15 protein-coding genes are annotated in these 14,188 nt (G+C 51.3%); 6 read left to right on the top strand and 9 right to left on the bottom strand.

The annotated features are described in order from the left end of the window. Positions 1-323 precede the first annotated feature (323 nt). The gene (locus L975_RS15525; RefSeq protein WP_010864235.1) at positions 324-1,616 is read left to right on the top strand and encodes a citrate synthase; all 1,293 of its coding nucleotides are present in this window, start codon (positions 324-326) and stop codon (positions 1,614-1,616) included. Positions 1,617-1,813: 197 nt separating this feature from the next. Here the strand turns inward: L975_RS15525 and phbB are convergent, their stop codons facing one another. From phbB to seqA, 7 genes are all read right to left on the bottom strand, one after another. Next, positions 1,814-2,560: an acetoacetyl-CoA reductase gene (gene phbB / locus L975_RS15520; protein WP_039045541.1), complete on the bottom strand. Its 747-nt coding sequence runs from the start codon at positions 2,558-2,560 to the stop codon at positions 1,814-1,816. A gap of 230 nt (positions 2,561-2,790) precedes the next feature. Next, positions 2,791-3,552: a Nif3-like dinuclear metal center hexameric protein gene (locus tag L975_RS15515; protein WP_010864237.1), complete on the bottom strand. Its 762-nt coding sequence runs from the start codon at positions 3,550-3,552 to the stop codon at positions 2,791-2,793. A 46-nt stretch (positions 3,553-3,598) separates the two neighbouring features. After that, the gene (gene phrB / locus L975_RS15510) at positions 3,599-5,071 is read right to left on the bottom strand and encodes a deoxyribodipyrimidine photo-lyase (RefSeq protein WP_052181535.1); all 1,473 of its coding nucleotides are present in this window, start codon (positions 5,069-5,071) and stop codon (positions 3,599-3,601) included. Beyond that, positions 5,061-6,008, bottom strand: coding sequence for a 2-thiouracil desulfurase family protein (locus tag L975_RS15505; protein WP_047709256.1), 948 nt, complete (start codon positions 6,006-6,008; stop codon positions 5,061-5,063). The genes phrB and L975_RS15505 overlap by 11 nt, the downstream gene beginning before the upstream one ends. A gap of 219 nt (positions 6,009-6,227) precedes the next feature. Further along, positions 6,228-6,428, bottom strand: a complete 201-nt coding sequence (locus tag L975_RS15500) for a YbfA family protein (protein WP_010864240.1) — start codon at positions 6,426-6,428, stop codon at positions 6,228-6,230. A 224-nt stretch (positions 6,429-6,652) separates the two neighbouring features. Next, positions 6,653-8,296, bottom strand: coding sequence for a phosphoglucomutase (alpha-D-glucose-1,6-bisphosphate-dependent) (gene pgm, locus L975_RS15495; protein ID WP_010864241.1), 1,644 nt, complete (start codon positions 8,294-8,296; stop codon positions 6,653-6,655). Between the two features lie 20 nt (positions 8,297-8,316). Next, positions 8,317-8,838 carry a replication initiation negative regulator SeqA gene (seqA, locus tag L975_RS15490; protein ID WP_010864242.1) on the bottom strand — a complete coding sequence of 174 codons (522 nt, stop codon included), beginning with the start codon at positions 8,836-8,838 and terminating at the stop codon, positions 8,317-8,319. 89 nt (positions 8,839-8,927) lie between these two features. Here seqA and L975_RS15485 point away from each other — a divergent pair, with 89 nt between their 5' ends. The 4 genes from L975_RS15485 to fldA all read left to right on the top strand — a co-directional run bounded on the left by L975_RS15485 (position 8,928) and on the right by fldA (position 10,866). Then, positions 8,928-9,692 (top strand): alpha/beta fold hydrolase, encoded by a 765-nt coding sequence (locus tag L975_RS15485; RefSeq protein ID WP_047709255.1) that lies wholly within the window; start codon positions 8,928-8,930, stop codon positions 9,690-9,692. Positions 9,693-9,753: 61 nt separating this feature from the next. Further along, entirely contained in the window at positions 9,754-9,975 is a 222-nt protein-coding gene (locus L975_RS15480) for a DUF2788 domain-containing protein (protein WP_010864244.1), read from the top strand. A gap of 30 nt (positions 9,976-10,005) precedes the next feature. Continuing rightward, positions 10,006-10,320 (top strand): LexA regulated protein, encoded by a 315-nt coding sequence (gene ybfE / locus L975_RS15475; RefSeq protein ID WP_010864245.1) that lies wholly within the window; start codon positions 10,006-10,008, stop codon positions 10,318-10,320. Positions 10,321-10,338: 18 nt separating this feature from the next. Next, positions 10,339-10,866: a flavodoxin FldA gene (gene fldA, locus L975_RS15470; RefSeq protein ID WP_010864246.1), complete on the top strand. Its 528-nt coding sequence runs from the start codon at positions 10,339-10,341 to the stop codon at positions 10,864-10,866. An 85-nt stretch (positions 10,867-10,951) separates the two neighbouring features. Here the strand turns inward: fldA and L975_RS15465 are convergent, their stop codons facing one another. After that, positions 10,952-11,497 (bottom strand): DUF4442 domain-containing protein, encoded by a 546-nt coding sequence (locus tag L975_RS15465; RefSeq protein ID WP_010864247.1) that lies wholly within the window; start codon positions 11,495-11,497, stop codon positions 10,952-10,954. Positions 11,498-11,739: 242 nt separating this feature from the next. On the opposite strand from L975_RS15465, the gene fur reads away from it, so the two are divergent. Further along, positions 11,740-12,189 carry a ferric iron uptake transcriptional regulator gene (gene fur / locus L975_RS15460; protein ID WP_010864248.1) on the top strand — a complete coding sequence of 150 codons (450 nt, stop codon included), beginning with the start codon at positions 11,740-11,742 and terminating at the stop codon, positions 12,187-12,189. A 249-nt stretch (positions 12,190-12,438) separates the two neighbouring features. Here fur and glnS read toward each other — a convergent pair whose 3' ends face one another. Next, positions 12,439-14,100 (bottom strand): glutamine--tRNA ligase, encoded by a 1,662-nt coding sequence (glnS, locus tag L975_RS15455; RefSeq protein WP_010864249.1) that lies wholly within the window; start codon positions 14,098-14,100, stop codon positions 12,439-12,441. Between the last annotated feature and the right edge of the window lie 88 nt (positions 14,101-14,188).

Raw genomic sequence — 14,188 nt, 5'->3', positions numbered from 1 at the left:
TTCATTACAATTCAGGAAAGAGTTGTTAATAATTTTTAAACAAACTATGAGACATAGACCGTGTTTTGCTCTTTTTATAAATACAGCAAAGCAAATTGACATGTATGCTAAGCGTCGGTTACAAAATACTCACCCGAATTCGACTGGTGTGCAAAGTTTATCCAGATACCTCTTTTCCTCCCTGTTAAGTTGTGCAACATTGGAAAGAGGAAAATTCGGACTAGCTTGGTGACGTAACGTGCATTGGCTCAACACACCACTGGTAACTCAACCACAAAGCTAGATCTGCATCAGGACAAAAAATAAGAGCAAAGGAGAATGTTATGGCAGAACAAAAAGTCACTCTGCGATTGAGCGACAGTGAGTCCATCGAGTTACCTGTGTATAAAGGCTCATTAGGAAACGATGTGGTCGATGTACGTCCGCTGGGCGCTCACGGCCTGTTCACGTTCGATCCCGGCTTTATGTCCACCGCTGCCTGCGAATCAAAAATCACCTATATCGATGGCGATATTGGTGTGCTGCTGCACCGTGGTTTCCCGATTGACCAACTGGCGAACAAATCTGACTACCTGGAAGTGTGTTACATCCTGCTGTACGGCGAAGTACCAACCAAAGCGCAGTATGAACGCTTCATCCATACCGTCAAACGCCACACCATGGTGCACGAACAGATCTCCAGCTTCTTCCACGGTTTCCGTCGCGACGCCCACCCAATGGCGGTTATGTGCGGGGTGAGCGGTGCGTTAGCCGCGTTCTACCATGACTCTTTGGATATCAATAACGACGATCACCGCGCCATTGCGGCGTTCCGTCTGCTATCTAAGATGCCTACTCTTGCGGCCATGTGTTACAAGTATTCTATCGGTCAGCCTTTCATTTACCCACGCAACGATCTCTCCTACGCCGCCAACTTCCTGTACATGATGTTCGCTACACCATGTGAAGAATATGAAGTCAATCCAGTATTGGCGCGCGCAATGGATAAGATCCTGATCCTGCACGCTGACCACGAACAAAATGCGTCAACCTCAACGGTGCGTACCGCGGGTTCTTCCGGTGCCAATCCATTTGCCTGTATTGCGGCGGGGATTGCCTCGTTGTGGGGACCGGCTCACGGTGGTGCTAACGAAGCCTGTCTGAATATGCTGATGCAAATCGGCTCGGTAGAGCGTATTCCTGAGTTTATCGCCCGCGCCAAAGACAAGAATGACCCATTCCGTCTGATGGGCTTTGGTCACCGCGTTTACAAAAACTATGACCCACGCGCCACCGTAATGCGCGATACCTGCCATGAAGTATTGAAGACGCTGAATATCCAAGATCCATTGTTAGATGTGGCGATGGAATTGGAGCGCATTGCGCTGTCTGATCCGTACTTTATCGAGAAGAAACTCTACCCGAACGTCGATTTCTATTCCGGTATTATCCTGAAAGCGATGGGTATCCCAACCTCAATGTTTACGGTTATCTTCGCGATTGCCCGTACCGTTGGTTGGATTGCGCACTGGAATGAAATGCACAGTGAAGGCAGTGCACTGCGTATCGCACGTCCACGTCAGCTGTACACCGGTGAAACCCAGCGTGAATTTCACGCCATGCATGAGCGCGAATAACCCTTTCGCTGATGCGTAATGAGACTGGTTATTGGCCGTACTGAGCCAGTAAATAGCCAGCAAATGTAAACCCATTCTTTCCAAGGCAGCATTTCGCTGCCTTGTTCTTTTTTAAAACGCCCGACTCAAAGATAGAAAAAGAAAACCCCGCATCAGCGGGGTTCGGATGTTCGTAACGCATGGGTTAATAACGCGCATTAATCCATGTACTGGCCGCCGTTCATGGCCAGATTAGAGCCGGTGATAAACCCCGCCTCCGGTGCGGCCAAGAAGGCAACAGAGCGCGCTACTTCCGATGGCTGACCAAAGCGCTGCACTGGAATTTGCTTGCGGATGCTGTCACGGATGGTTTCATCAATCGCGAGGATCATGTCAGTTTCAATGTACCCTGGAGAGATACAGTTCACGGTGATCCCTTTGGCTGCCGTTTCTTGCGCCAATGATTTGCTAAAACCGTACATCGCCGCTTTGGCCGCCGCGTAGTTACACTGACCGAACTGCCCTTTTTGCCCATTAATGGACGAAATGTTAATGATCCGACCGTACTGACGCTCCAACATCGGATTGATCACGGCGCGGGATAAGTTAAATACGCTATCCAAATTCACGGATAACACCTCGTCCCACTGTGCACGGTTCATTTTGCGCAAGGTACCATCACGCGTGATCCCGGCGTTATTCACCAGCACGGCGATAGGCCCGACCGACTCTTCGATATCCATAATCGTACGCTGACAAGCATCAAAATCACTGACATCAAATGCCTGCAAACGGATATTCAAGCGATCTTGTTCTATTTCTGCGGCAAATGCCTTGGCATTAGCGCCATCCAGACTGGTACAACCGGCAACGACAGTGTAGCCATCCGCTGCCATCCGGCGGCAGATTTCACGTCCAATCCCACCTGCACCACCGGTCACTAAACATACTTGCACTTTATCCATCAGCAAGCCCTCTTCCATGTATCTATTTGAAATAAAAAGAATAAATTTCTTATATGCAATCAACGATTGCCAATGAAATTGCAGGCAGCCTGCAAGGAATCACAGACTACCTTCTGAATATTTCACCATAGTGACCGTATGCACAATGCTTTATATAAAAAGAGACTAGCCAACAGGGTTATCTAGATTAAATCGATACTCTGCTAGCTAATCTATTGATTTGGTTATTATTAAACTGGATTAGGGATATCGATGAAAGTGACATGCAAGCCATAGGCACTGTGCAGCCATTCACCCAGCGCTTTTACCCCGAAACGTTCTGTCGCATGATGACCAGCCGCAAAGAAATGCATGCCCATCTCACGCGCAATATGTACGGTTTGCTCTGAGGCTTCGCCACTGATGAAGGCATCGACACCGGCTTCAGCGGCCAGTTCGATATAACTTTGGCCGCCACCGGTACACCAGGCCACGGTGCGGATCAGATCTGGAGCTTGTTCACTGGCACAGTGCAGTGGGGTGCGATTGAGCACATCGGTTAAGCGCTCGCTTAGCTGCTGCGCGGTCACCGGTGCGGCAAAACTGCCATGCAAGGCAACCGAGTAGCGGTTATCCGGCTCTAATCCCCCCGCCACTTCGATGCCTAGATGCTGGGCTAATTGGGCGTTGTTCCCCAATACAGGGTGCACATCGAGCGGCAAGTGGTATGCCAGCAGATTGATATCATTGGCCAGCAAGGTCTTCAAACGTTCACGCTTCATGCCTTTGATGACTGGCGACTCGTTTTTCCAGAAATAACCATGGTGAACCAACACGGCATCTGCGTTCAGATCCAATGCTGCATCCAGTAACGCCTGACTGGCGGTGACACCGGTGACAATCGAGTGAATTTCCGAGCGCCCAGCAACTTGTAACCCATTTGGGCAATAGTCGCGGATGGCACTGACATTCAATTCGCTGTTAAGTATCTGTTCCAGTTCTGTATTTTGCATAGTTTTCTGTCTGTTCTCTCACGTAATGGCATCATAGCATGAAGATTCACTGCGCTGAGGCCGAAAAGAGGTTACGTGCCATTTCATAGGCGGCCAGCGTTTGCTTTCTAGCGTTGGCATGCTCCACCAGCGGCGACGGATAATCTAAGCTCACCCCTTGCTTGGCAGCCCACGCATGCGGGTTATGTACCCAACGATCTGGCACTGCGGCCAACTCAGGCACCCACTGACGAATAAATTGCCCCTCGGGGTCAAAGCGCTCCCCTTGGGTGGTGGGATTAAAGATGCGGAAATAGGGGGCGGCATCGGTACCGGTAGACGCTGACCACTGCCAGCCGCCGTTATTGGCCGCCAACGAGCCATCCACCAGCTGAGACATAAAATAACGTTCGCCCCAACGCCAATTCAGCAGCAGATCCTTGACCAAAAAGCCCGCGCTGATCATACGTAGCCGATTGTGCATCCAGCCGGTCTGATTAAGCTGGCGCATCGCCGCATCCACAATCGGATAGCCGGTTTGACCGCGTTGCCATGCTTGCAGATGCTCTAGATCGGTAGACCACTGGACATGATCGGTCCACGGGATAAATGGGCGCCCACGGCACAAATCAGGAAATGCCGCAAACAAATGATGATAAAACTCACGCCAGATAAGCTCATTAAGCCAACTAAAAGTGCCGCTCTCTGGCTGTAGGTAAGTATGTGGATGCTCTAATCGCAATCGGTTCAGGCATTGGCGCGCCGAAAGCATGCCACACGTCAAATAGGCCGAAAGCAAGCTGGTCGCTGGCAGTGCCGGACAATCGCGCTGTTCGTGGTAATGCACCACTTGCTGCTGGCAAAAGGTTCGCAGGCGCTGCAACGCGGCCGCTTCTCCGGCCACAAACAATGGGTTGTCCTGACACGGATAGCTAAACGGCGTAATGGGGTCAGCTGGACGGGTGGTCATCCACGGAGCCCGACATGCAGGGGCTGGTAAGCTTGCGGTATCCAGCTGCGCTAATAACCCCAGCAGCGCACGCCGAAATGGCGTATACACCTTATACATCTCGCCCTGCCCAGTACGCACCGTGCCAGGTGCGGCCAATAGTGCATCATCGCACCACGTCATCGGCAAACTAGCACCAAGTAACGCACTGACCTGACTATCTCTACGCTGCTCATTGAGCTCATACTGGCGGTTCGCATACAGGTGCGTAATCCCCAGCTCGTCGACCAGCTGTTGCAGGGTTGCGGGTATAGCCGCGAAATCTGGCACTTCACGGTAGAGAAAACCGAGGTTGCGCTGCGCTGCTTCCTGCGCCAACAGGCACAGGTTTTGCCGGATAAATTCGGCTTGGCGCGGCGCCATATCATGCTGCTGCCACTGCGTGGGCGTTGCGATAAACAGCAGCGAGACACGGGCATGCGGATCGGCGCACGCTGCGTGTAACGCACGGTTGTCGGTCAAGCGCAGATCGGTGCGTAGCCACACCAGATGGTGTGGCGTTGAGTGACTGAGCGTCTGATTAACTGCCATAGCGTAGCAACAACGCCTCCGGATAGGGTTCGAAATAGACTTGCTGCGTCAGATAAGGATCGGGATGCTCTTCCAGATAGTGGCGTAATAAGGTTAAAGGCGCCAATAACGGCTGAGTACCACGGCGATAGCGATCGATCAGATGTGACAGCTCTTTACGCTGCCGTGATGAGAGCTGACGGCTGAAATAGCCTTGAATATGTTGCAGCACATTGGAGTGATTTTTCCGCGTGGGTCGCTTGCTGAGGGCCTGCATGAGATGATCCCGATAGGCAATCAACAACGCGTCAAACGGCATTGCGTCCAGATCGGCCACACGGCGGCCCAAAGCGCGATAATCGGCCTGCGAGTGGGCCATAATCAACAACTTATAACGGCTATGAAATGCCACCAACTTACCGCGCGTCATCCCCGCCTCACACTGACGATAAAAGTCGTGCAGCGCAAAAATGCGCGTCACGAAATTTTCACGCAGCACCGGATCGTTGAGTCTGCCATCTTCTTCTACCGGCAACCACGGCATCTGGCGCATCAACTCTTGCGTATACAAACCCACGCCGACTTTTTCCGCTCCTTTACCGGCTGCATCGTACACTTTGACCCGCTCCATACCGCAGGTCGGTGATTTAGCGCACACGATATAGCCGCATAAATGACTGAGCGATGCCACTTTCTCACGGGAAAACGCCTGCATTGCCTCGGTCACATTCAGATCTTGGCTGCTGCCGACGAGTTGCACTCCCTCTTCGCCGCGGATCAAGCGGATCGCCGGACGCGGACTGGGCATCCCGATCGCCATCTCAGGGCATACCGGATAAAAACGGACATACGGTTTTAGATGATCGGTAGCAAATGGCAAGCGTTTGTGGCCGCCATCAAAGCGAACCGACTCCCCTAGCACACAGGCACTTATGCCTACAGGTATCAGCGTACTCATCAGTTCCCTCTCCATGTGGTTCAGATAGTCACAGTGTATCGCGCAAAATGCGGTTCAACCGCAGAATGTTGACATCAGCTTAACATTTATCGCCGAGCAGCAGAAATGACCATAAAAAAAGCCTCTCATCGCTGAGAGGCTTTTTTGTATCAAATTCGGTGGTCGCTACGCGACAATGCGGTGTGTTAACGCGTGTTGTAAATCACGAAGTTAGTAAAGTTAGTAAAAATCGCGCACGCTACGTTCTGAGCTCGCTAACCAAACTGGCTTGCTGCTGGTTTTGCTCCACACCCGGTGCAGGTAGCTGTAAAAGCGTGCCCGGTTCGGGTGGAAGACCATGACCGGCAACGCCAGAGAACCTGCAATAAGCACCCCAGTGCGGCGCAGAAGAATCTGAGCTAACGAATACTTCTGGTACATCATACTCCTCCCGATAGTTGAACCGTTTCGACTGCGTCTTTGCAGTGTAATCAGGAAAAAGTAAGTTTACTACACATTTTTTAATCAATTGGTGTTTAAAAGCACGAGCATCTGCATCATTCTGTAATTATTTTACATATTTTAGCATTGTTGCTACATATGAAAAACAAAAGGCGCAGAGGGAAGTCTGCGCCTTGGGCAACAACAGGGATTATCTAGCCCGCTTACTGTGCGTCCGCCAACACCTTATCGATGATTTGCACGGCTTGTTGCTCAATCAGCGCCAGATGCTCTGGGCCGACAAAGCTTTCACAATAAATCTTGTAGATATCCTCTGTACCGGATGGCCGCGCAGCAAACCACCCATTTTGCGTCACGATCTTCAATCCACCAATCGGTGCATTGTTACCCGGAGCACGGGTTAGACGCGCAATGATAGGATCGCCTGCCAGCGTTTCCGCGCTCACCATCTCTGGTGACAAACGGCTGAGGATTGCTTTTTGCTGACTATTGGCGACCGCCTGAATCCGCGAATAGCATGGCGAGCCAAATTGTTCGGCCAGTTTCTCGTAATGCTGCTGCGGGTTCATACCAGTAACGGCCGTAATTTCCGCCGCCAATAGGCACAAGATGATGCCATCTTTATCGGTTGACCACGCGGTGCCGTCAAAGCGCAAGAAGGAGGCTCCGGCACTTTCTTCGCCACCAAAGCCTAACCAGCCTTCATGCAGACCATCAACAAACCACTTGAAGCCCACCGGCACTTCCACCAAACGGCGACCCAGTGCCGCAACCACGCGATCGATCATCGCACTGGAAACCAGCGTTTTACCAACGCCCACCTCTTCGCCCCATTGTGGACGATGGCTGAACAGGTAATTGATGGCCACTGCCAGATAATGGTTCGGGTTCATCAGGCCGGTTGGTGTCACGATGCCGTGGCGGTCATAGTCAGGATCGTTACCAAAAGCCAGATCAAACTTGTCTTTCAGCGCCAACAGACCGGCCATCGCATACGGCGAAGAACAATCCATCCGGATCACGCCATCTTTATCCAATGACATAAAACGGAATGATGGATCGATCGCATCATTCACCAGAGTCAGATCCAGATTGTAGTGCTCGGCAATACGCTTCCAGTATTCAATACCCGAACCACCCAACGGATCGACACCCAGTTTCAGACCGGCGTTACGGATCGCGTCCATGTCCACGACATTGACCAGATCTTCCACGTACGGCTGTACCAAGTCTTGCTCCAGCAGCAGCTCATTTTGCTTCGCCTGCGCAAACGGAATGCGACGTACTTCAGCCAGATTGCCCGCAATCAGTTCATTGGCGCGCTGCTCAATGGCTTTGGTCAGGTTGGTATCGGCTGGGCCACCATTAGGCGGATTGTATTTGATCCCGCCATCTTCCGGTGGATTGTGAGACGGCGTGATCACGATGCCATCTGCCAGCACACCGTTGCTACGGTTGTGGCACAAAATGGTGTAGGAAACCGCTGGAGTCGGGGTAAAGCCATTATTTTCTTGGACGATCACCTGAATGCCATTGGCAATCAGCACTTCCAAAACCGAAATAAAGGCCGGCTCAGACAAGGCATGGGTATCTTTACCCACGATGCACGGGCCTAAGATCCCCTGCTTCATGCGCACTTCAGCAATAGCTTGCGCAATAGCCAGAATATGGGCTTCGTTGAAGCTATGGCGGGCCGAGCTGCCCCGATGACCAGAAGTGCCGAACTGTACCGCATGAGCGGCATTTTTCGGATCCGGCTGCAGAACATAGTATTCAGAAACCAGCTGACCGATATTGATCAGATCGTCTTGCTGGGCCGGTTGACCGGCCCGCGGATGAATTGCCATACGGCGTTACTCCCTAACGCTCAGATGGTGCCGCAAACTTTATCCGTCAGTTCCGCAGGGAACTGCATCGCCGTCATGATCTGCTCGACCATGGCGCGTTTACGACCCGAGTTGGTGTTGGTAATGACCCAATAAGGGGTACCCGGAATAGCTTTTGGCTTGGTGTGGGTGCCGTGCAGCAACAAGGTTGCCTCATCTTCGGCAAAATAAACCCGGGTACGACCGCGCAGCTCTTCTGTAGCGGCAGTAAATCCGCTTGGATCCAGCGAATACAAAGAAGAGAGGATCTGCATGAAACGACCGATCGCTTTAGTCTGGGCGGCATATTCATCTGACAACAGCAGCTCGCGCACGGCCCGTACACGATCGACTGAACACTCTTTTCCAGCATCACGGCTGACCACGATCCCGGCAGGACGTGGCTCGCTGCTCGGGGATAAATTCAGCATGCGACGCAAAATGTCGGAGGCACTTTCTCCGATATGCTGTGTATGACCCGCAATAATACGGTACAGCTCTTCGTCTACTTCAATGATTTTCATGTCGATCCAATGTCGTTCTCTTGCATGAATAACTCGGCGATTATACCTTCTCAGGCCATGATTCTCTATACACCAACTTGGTTTAGCTCATGATCAACTACAAACAACAGGGAGAAGGTCCGGTACTGGTGCTGATCCACGGTCTGTTCGGCACGCTGGATAACCTCGGCTTACTGGCTCGCGATCTGGTTGATGACTACCGGATCATTCAGGTCGATCTGCGTAATCACGGCCAGAGTTTTCATAGCGCAGAGATGAATTATGAGGCCATGGCCGCGGATGTGCTGCAACTGCTGGATCAGTTGCAGATCCCGCAAGCAAGCTTCATCGGTCACTCGATGGGGGGCAAAGTCGCCATGAAGATTGCCCAGCTCGCACCAACGCGCGTTGAGCAATTAATAGTGCTGGATATGTCACCGGTGGATTACCAAACTCGCCGCCACGATCAGGTGTTCAGCGCCCTGCATGCCGTCGACCAAGCACGTCCAGCGCGCCGTACACAAGCAGCCGAACTGATGCGCCACCACCTCAAAGAAGAGGGCGTGATCCAGTTTTTGCTTAAATCTTTTGCGCCCAGCGATGAGAGCAGCTGGCGCTTTGCCGTGCGTGAGCTAGAAAACAACTATCCGCAGATTGTCGGCTGGAATGAAGGTACGCCGTTTAATAAACCGGTGCTGTTCATCAAAGGCGAACATTCCCCCTACATTCAAGACAAATTCCGCCCCGATATTTTGCGCCAGTTTCCACAAGCGAAAGCCCATGTGATTCAGGGAACCGGACATTGGCTGCACGCGGAAAAACCAGACGCGGTATTACGCGCAATCCGGCGCTTCCTCAATGCGGATTCCCGTTAACAGGGAACAAGGGCTATGGTATAGTTCCGGCTTAAACTGACGGGCTAAATGGAATTGCCACATGCTTTATAAGCACATGGAAACTATTGAGGCGATTGGCCTTGATTTATTCTTTATTGTCCTCTTCTTTTTTATAGGGATGGCAATTCAGGACGTGCTAAAACGTGGCAATGTTCCCCCGTTTGGCCGCCGCATTGTCTGGCTGGTTTTGTTTCTTGGATGTGCAGGCTTCGTTGCCAAAGGTCTGATCCAGCTCTACTGGGAAGGCGCTGGTATCGGTTGATTCTTAGCAAGAGCAGCACTTGTAGTTCAAATGGCAAAAGAAAATACAGACCGTACCACTCTTGATTTGTTTGCTGACGAACGTCGTCCCGGTCGTCCAAAAACAAACCCGCTTCCCCGGCATGAACAGTTACGGATTAATAAGCGTAATCAGCTCAAGCGCGATAAATCCAAAGGATTACGCCGAATTGAACTGAAAGTCGATAGCCGGGTGGTGGAAGCATTAAACGTGCTGGCTCACGAGCAACAAATGAGCCGCAGTGAACTGATCGAACAAATTTTGCTGGAAAAGTTGGGCTTGGATGCGGAAGAATTCGCGCTAAACCTGACTGACAGCCCGAAATGAACGCTAAGGTATAAGAGAATGGCAAGTGTAGGAATTTTCTTTGGCAGCGATACCGGCAATACCGAAAACATTGCCAAGATGATCCAAAAACAGCTGGGCAAACACCTGGTGGACGTACGTGACATCGCCAAAAGCAGCAAAGAAGACATCGACAACTTCGATCTGCTGCTGCTGGGTATCCCAACTTGGTACTACGGTGAAGCGCAGTGTGATTGGGATGATTTCTTCCCTACTCTGGAAGAAATTGATTTCAACAACAAGCTGGTTGCCATTTTCGGCTGCGGCGATCAAGAAGACTATGCTGAGTACTTCTGTGACGCAATGGGCTCTCTGCGTGACATCGTAGAAGCGCGTGGTGGTGTGATCGTCGGTCACTGGCCAACTGCCGGTTACCACTTTGAAGCGTCTAAGGCGCTGGTCGATGACCAAAACTTCGTCGGTCTGTGCATCGATGAAGACCGCCAGCCAGAGCTGACTGCCGAGCGTGTCGAGAAGTGGGTGAAGCAAGTATACGAAGAGATGTGTCTGGCCGAGCTGGATAACTAAATCTAGCTAGCGAATGTCTCGCTAACGTCAATCTTGCTGCCCTGCCTCATCATGGGGCAACAGGCATCCGCAATAAAGCCGGCACTTAGCCGGCTTTATTCTTTTCATGCGGCTTATCACCTGTTGCGAAATTCGGCCGATGCGCATCTAACGGCGCTACCACCTCTTCGATTTTGCGCTTACGGCGCACATACAGGGTGCGGTTCACCCGTGCAACTATCTCGCCCTGCGCATCTTTAATTGCCACCGTAAACTGCGGCAAACATTTCTCGCCATTGGCGGTAGCTGCCAAAATCTCTTCATAGCGACCTTCACTGATTTCGAAACTGGCGGTGAGTTTACCCCAGCCTGGGCGAATGAAATCAATGTCTGCCGCTTTATCCCAGACCATGTAATCTGGCCCTAAGCGCCCAATGAGCATCAAGGCATAAATCGGATCGGTCATGGCAAACAAGCTGCCACCAAACTGACTGCGATTGATGTTTTTATTCCACCAGCGAAACGCCAAGGTCACTTCGCAACAGCGAAAATCACGGTCTAGACGACGAATACGAATACCGGCCCCGAAAAAGGGTGGCCAGAGATTCAACGCCCAACGGAAGATCCACGCACGAAACAAAAAGGCTGGCATGCAGTTTATCCTGTTATCCTTGTCGACAGAGCAAAAACTCTACCAAACAATAACATTTGCGCAACCATTTTGTTTTTATCTGGGATTTACGGTTTTAACTTGGTTACGCACCTCTTATAATGCTAGTCACTCTCATTTCTACTCCGGTCGCCATGTCCGGTGTAGATAACCGTCCGGCATAGAGATATCGATAGATAGACATACCCTCTGCCCAGACCAAAAAAATCAGGAACGCTGGATATATGACAGATAATAATACTGCGCTAAAAAAAGCCGGTCTGAAGGTCACGTTACCGCGGCTGAAAATCCTTGAACTGCTCCAGACTGGGGATTGTCAGCATATCAGTGCGGAAGATCTGTATAAAAAGCTGATCGATATGGGTGAAGAGATCGGTCTGGCTACGGTATACCGTGTACTGAACCAGTTTGATGATGCCGGCATCGTCAGCCGCCACAACTTTGAAGGCGGTAAATCAGTCTTCGAACTGACCCAGCAACATCACCATGATCACCTGATCTGCCTTGATTGCGGCAAAGTGATTGAATTTAGTGATGACTTTATCGAGCAGCGGCAAAAAGAGATTGCCCAGCGTTATGGGATCCGTCTGACCAACCACAGTCTGTACCTGTACGGTCACTGCGCCGATGGCGACTGCCGTCAGAACGAAAGCCTGCACGATCCGAAAAACTGATTCGGCGAGCTTATCCTCGGTCAGTCGCTAACTTGATCGCTCTGGTTATCTGGTTATCTGGTTATCTGGTTAAATAGTACTGACATAGGCATGACATCACCGCGTCACTCATGATGTTAAAAGACAAGTCACATAAAAAAAGCGCAGTCTAAACTGCGCTTTTTTATTCGCCATAATTGAGCATATTAACCGGCCAAGAGCTCAAGACCGGTTAACCCATACTCGCCTTACCGGCTTAGCTTGCGTGATTTAGCCTGCTTGATAAGTATCGCGCAGACCCACAGTACGGTTAAAGACCAGATGCTCCGCAGATGAGTCTTTGCTATCCACGCAGAAGTAACCTTCACGCTCGAACTGATAGGCTTTTTCTGCTGGGGCTTGCGCCAAGCTTGGCTCAACCACACCACGGCGGATCACTAAGCTCTCTGGGTTGATGGTCGACAGGAAATCATCCGCTGCCGCTGGGTTAGCCACGCTGAACAGACGGTCGTAGACACGAATTTCAGCCGGCACACCTTTATCCGCAGACACCCAGTGGATCACGCCCTTCACTTTACGGCCATCGGCTGGATCTTTACCCAGCGTATCGGCATCGTAAGTACAGAAGATGGTCTGGATGTTGCCTTCGGCATCTTTCTCAACGCGTTCTGCTTTGATCACGTACGCATTACGCAGACGCACTTCTTTACCCAGTACCAGACGCTTGTACTGCTTATTGGCTTCTTCACGGAAGTCAGCGCGATCGATAAAGATCTCGCGGGTAAATGGCAGCTCACGCGTGCCCATTTCCGCTTTGTTCGGATGCACTGGCGCTTGCAGCACTTCCAGATGACCTTCTGGCAAGTTCTCAATCACCACGCGAACCGGATCCAGAACCGCCATCGCACGCGGCGCGTTCTCGTTCAGATCTTCACGGATACAAGCTTCCAGCGCCGACATCTCCACCAGGTTATCCTGCTTGGTCACACCGATACGACGGCAGAACTCACGGATAGACTCTGGGGTATAGCCACGACGACGCAGACCAGAAATGGTCGGCATACGTGGATCGTCCCAACCGCTCACCACTTGCTCGGTCACCAACTGGTTCAGCTTACGCTTAGACATGATGGCGTATTCGAGATTCAGACGAGAGAACTCGTACTGACGTGGATGGCAAGGAATGGTGATGTTATCCAGTACCCAGTCGTACAGACGACGGTTATCTTGGAACTCCAGCGTACAGATGGAGTGCGTGATCCCTTCCAGCGCATCGGAAATGCAGTGGGTGAAGTCGTACATCGGGTAGATGCACCACTTGTTGCCGGTCTGATGGTGCTCGGCAAACTTGATACGGTAGATAACCGGATCGCGCATCACTATGAACGGAGAGGCCATGTCGATTTTGGCACGCAGACACGCGCTACCCTCGGCAAACTCACCGTTTTTCATCTTCTCGAACAGCGCCAAGTTCTCTTCTACGCTGCGATCACGATACGGGCTGTTTTTACCCGGCTCAGTCAGGGTGCCGCGGTATTCGCGCATTTGCTCAGCAGTCAGCTCATCCACATACGCCAGACCTTTTTGGATCAGCTCAATCGCATACTGATGCAGCTGATCAAAATAGTCGGATGAATAGCAGATATCCCCACTCCACTCAAAACCCAGCCATTTCACGTCGTTCTGGATAGATTCCACGAACTCCATGTCTTCTTTTGCCGGGTTGGTATCATCAAAGCGCAGGTTGCACTGGCCCTGATAATCCTTGGCAATGCCGAAGTTCAGGCAGATAGATTTGGCATGACCGATATGCAGATAGCCATTTGGCTCCGGCGGAAAACGGGTATGCACGCTGGTATGTTTACCGGACGCCAGATCTTCATCGATGATCTGACGGATAAAGTTAGTCGGGCGGGCTTCAGCCTCACTCATTTTTTTACCCTCACTCGCGGTGATGCAACAACATAACCTAGTATCATCCACAATACCTGTGCTGCAAACAACTGTTGCAGACACAATA

Origin of the sequence: Plesiomonas sp. ZOR0011 (assembly GCF_000800945.1) — a bacterium.
In the GTDB taxonomy this organism is placed as follows: Bacteria; Pseudomonadota; Gammaproteobacteria; order Enterobacterales; family CAMTGL01; genus Plesiomonas; species Plesiomonas shigelloides.
The sequence above is the reverse complement of the archived record's forward strand: the minus strand, read 5'-3'. Positions and strand labels throughout refer to the sequence as shown.

Bases quoted from the DNA above. Each gene is read 5' to 3' on its own strand.
- L975_RS15465 (WP_010864247.1), bottom strand. From the start codon at position 11,497: ATGCCAGCCTTTTTGTTTCGTGCGTGGATCTTCCGTTGGGCGTTGAAT.
- seqA (WP_010864242.1), bottom strand. From the start codon at position 8,838: ATGAAAATCATTGAAGTAGACGAAGAGCTGTACCGTATTATTGCGGGT.
- ybfE (WP_010864245.1), top strand. From the start codon at position 10,006: ATGGCAAAAGAAAATACAGACCGTACCACTCTTGATTTGTTTGCTGAC.
- L975_RS15515 (WP_010864237.1), bottom strand. From the start codon at position 3,552: ATGCAAAATACAGAACTGGAACAGATACTTAACAGCGAATTGAATGTC.
- fldA (WP_010864246.1), top strand. From the start codon at position 10,339: ATGGCAAGTGTAGGAATTTTCTTTGGCAGCGATACCGGCAATACCGAA.
- L975_RS15485 (WP_047709255.1), top strand. From the start codon at position 8,928: ATGATCAACTACAAACAACAGGGAGAAGGTCCGGTACTGGTGCTGATC.
- L975_RS15480 (WP_010864244.1), top strand. From the start codon at position 9,754: ATGCTTTATAAGCACATGGAAACTATTGAGGCGATTGGCCTTGATTTA.
- glnS (WP_010864249.1), bottom strand. From the start codon at position 14,100: ATGAGTGAGGCTGAAGCCCGCCCGACTAACTTTATCCGTCAGATCATC.
- L975_RS15500 (WP_010864240.1), bottom strand. From the start codon at position 6,428: ATGTACCAGAAGTATTCGTTAGCTCAGATTCTTCTGCGCCGCACTGGG.
- fur (WP_010864248.1), top strand. From the start codon at position 11,740: ATGACAGATAATAATACTGCGCTAAAAAAAGCCGGTCTGAAGGTCACG.
- phbB (WP_039045541.1), bottom strand. From the start codon at position 2,560: ATGGATAAAGTGCAAGTATGTTTAGTGACCGGTGGTGCAGGTGGGATT.
- phrB (WP_052181535.1), bottom strand. From the start codon at position 5,071: ATGGCAGTTAATCAGACGCTCAGTCACTCAACGCCACACCATCTGGTG.
- L975_RS15525 (WP_010864235.1), top strand. From the start codon at position 324: ATGGCAGAACAAAAAGTCACTCTGCGATTGAGCGACAGTGAGTCCATC.
- pgm (WP_010864241.1), bottom strand. From the start codon at position 8,296: ATGGCAATTCATCCGCGGGCCGGTCAACCGGCCCAGCAAGACGATCTG.
- L975_RS15505 (WP_047709256.1), bottom strand. From the start codon at position 6,008: ATGAGTACGCTGATACCTGTAGGCATAAGTGCCTGTGTGCTAGGGGAG.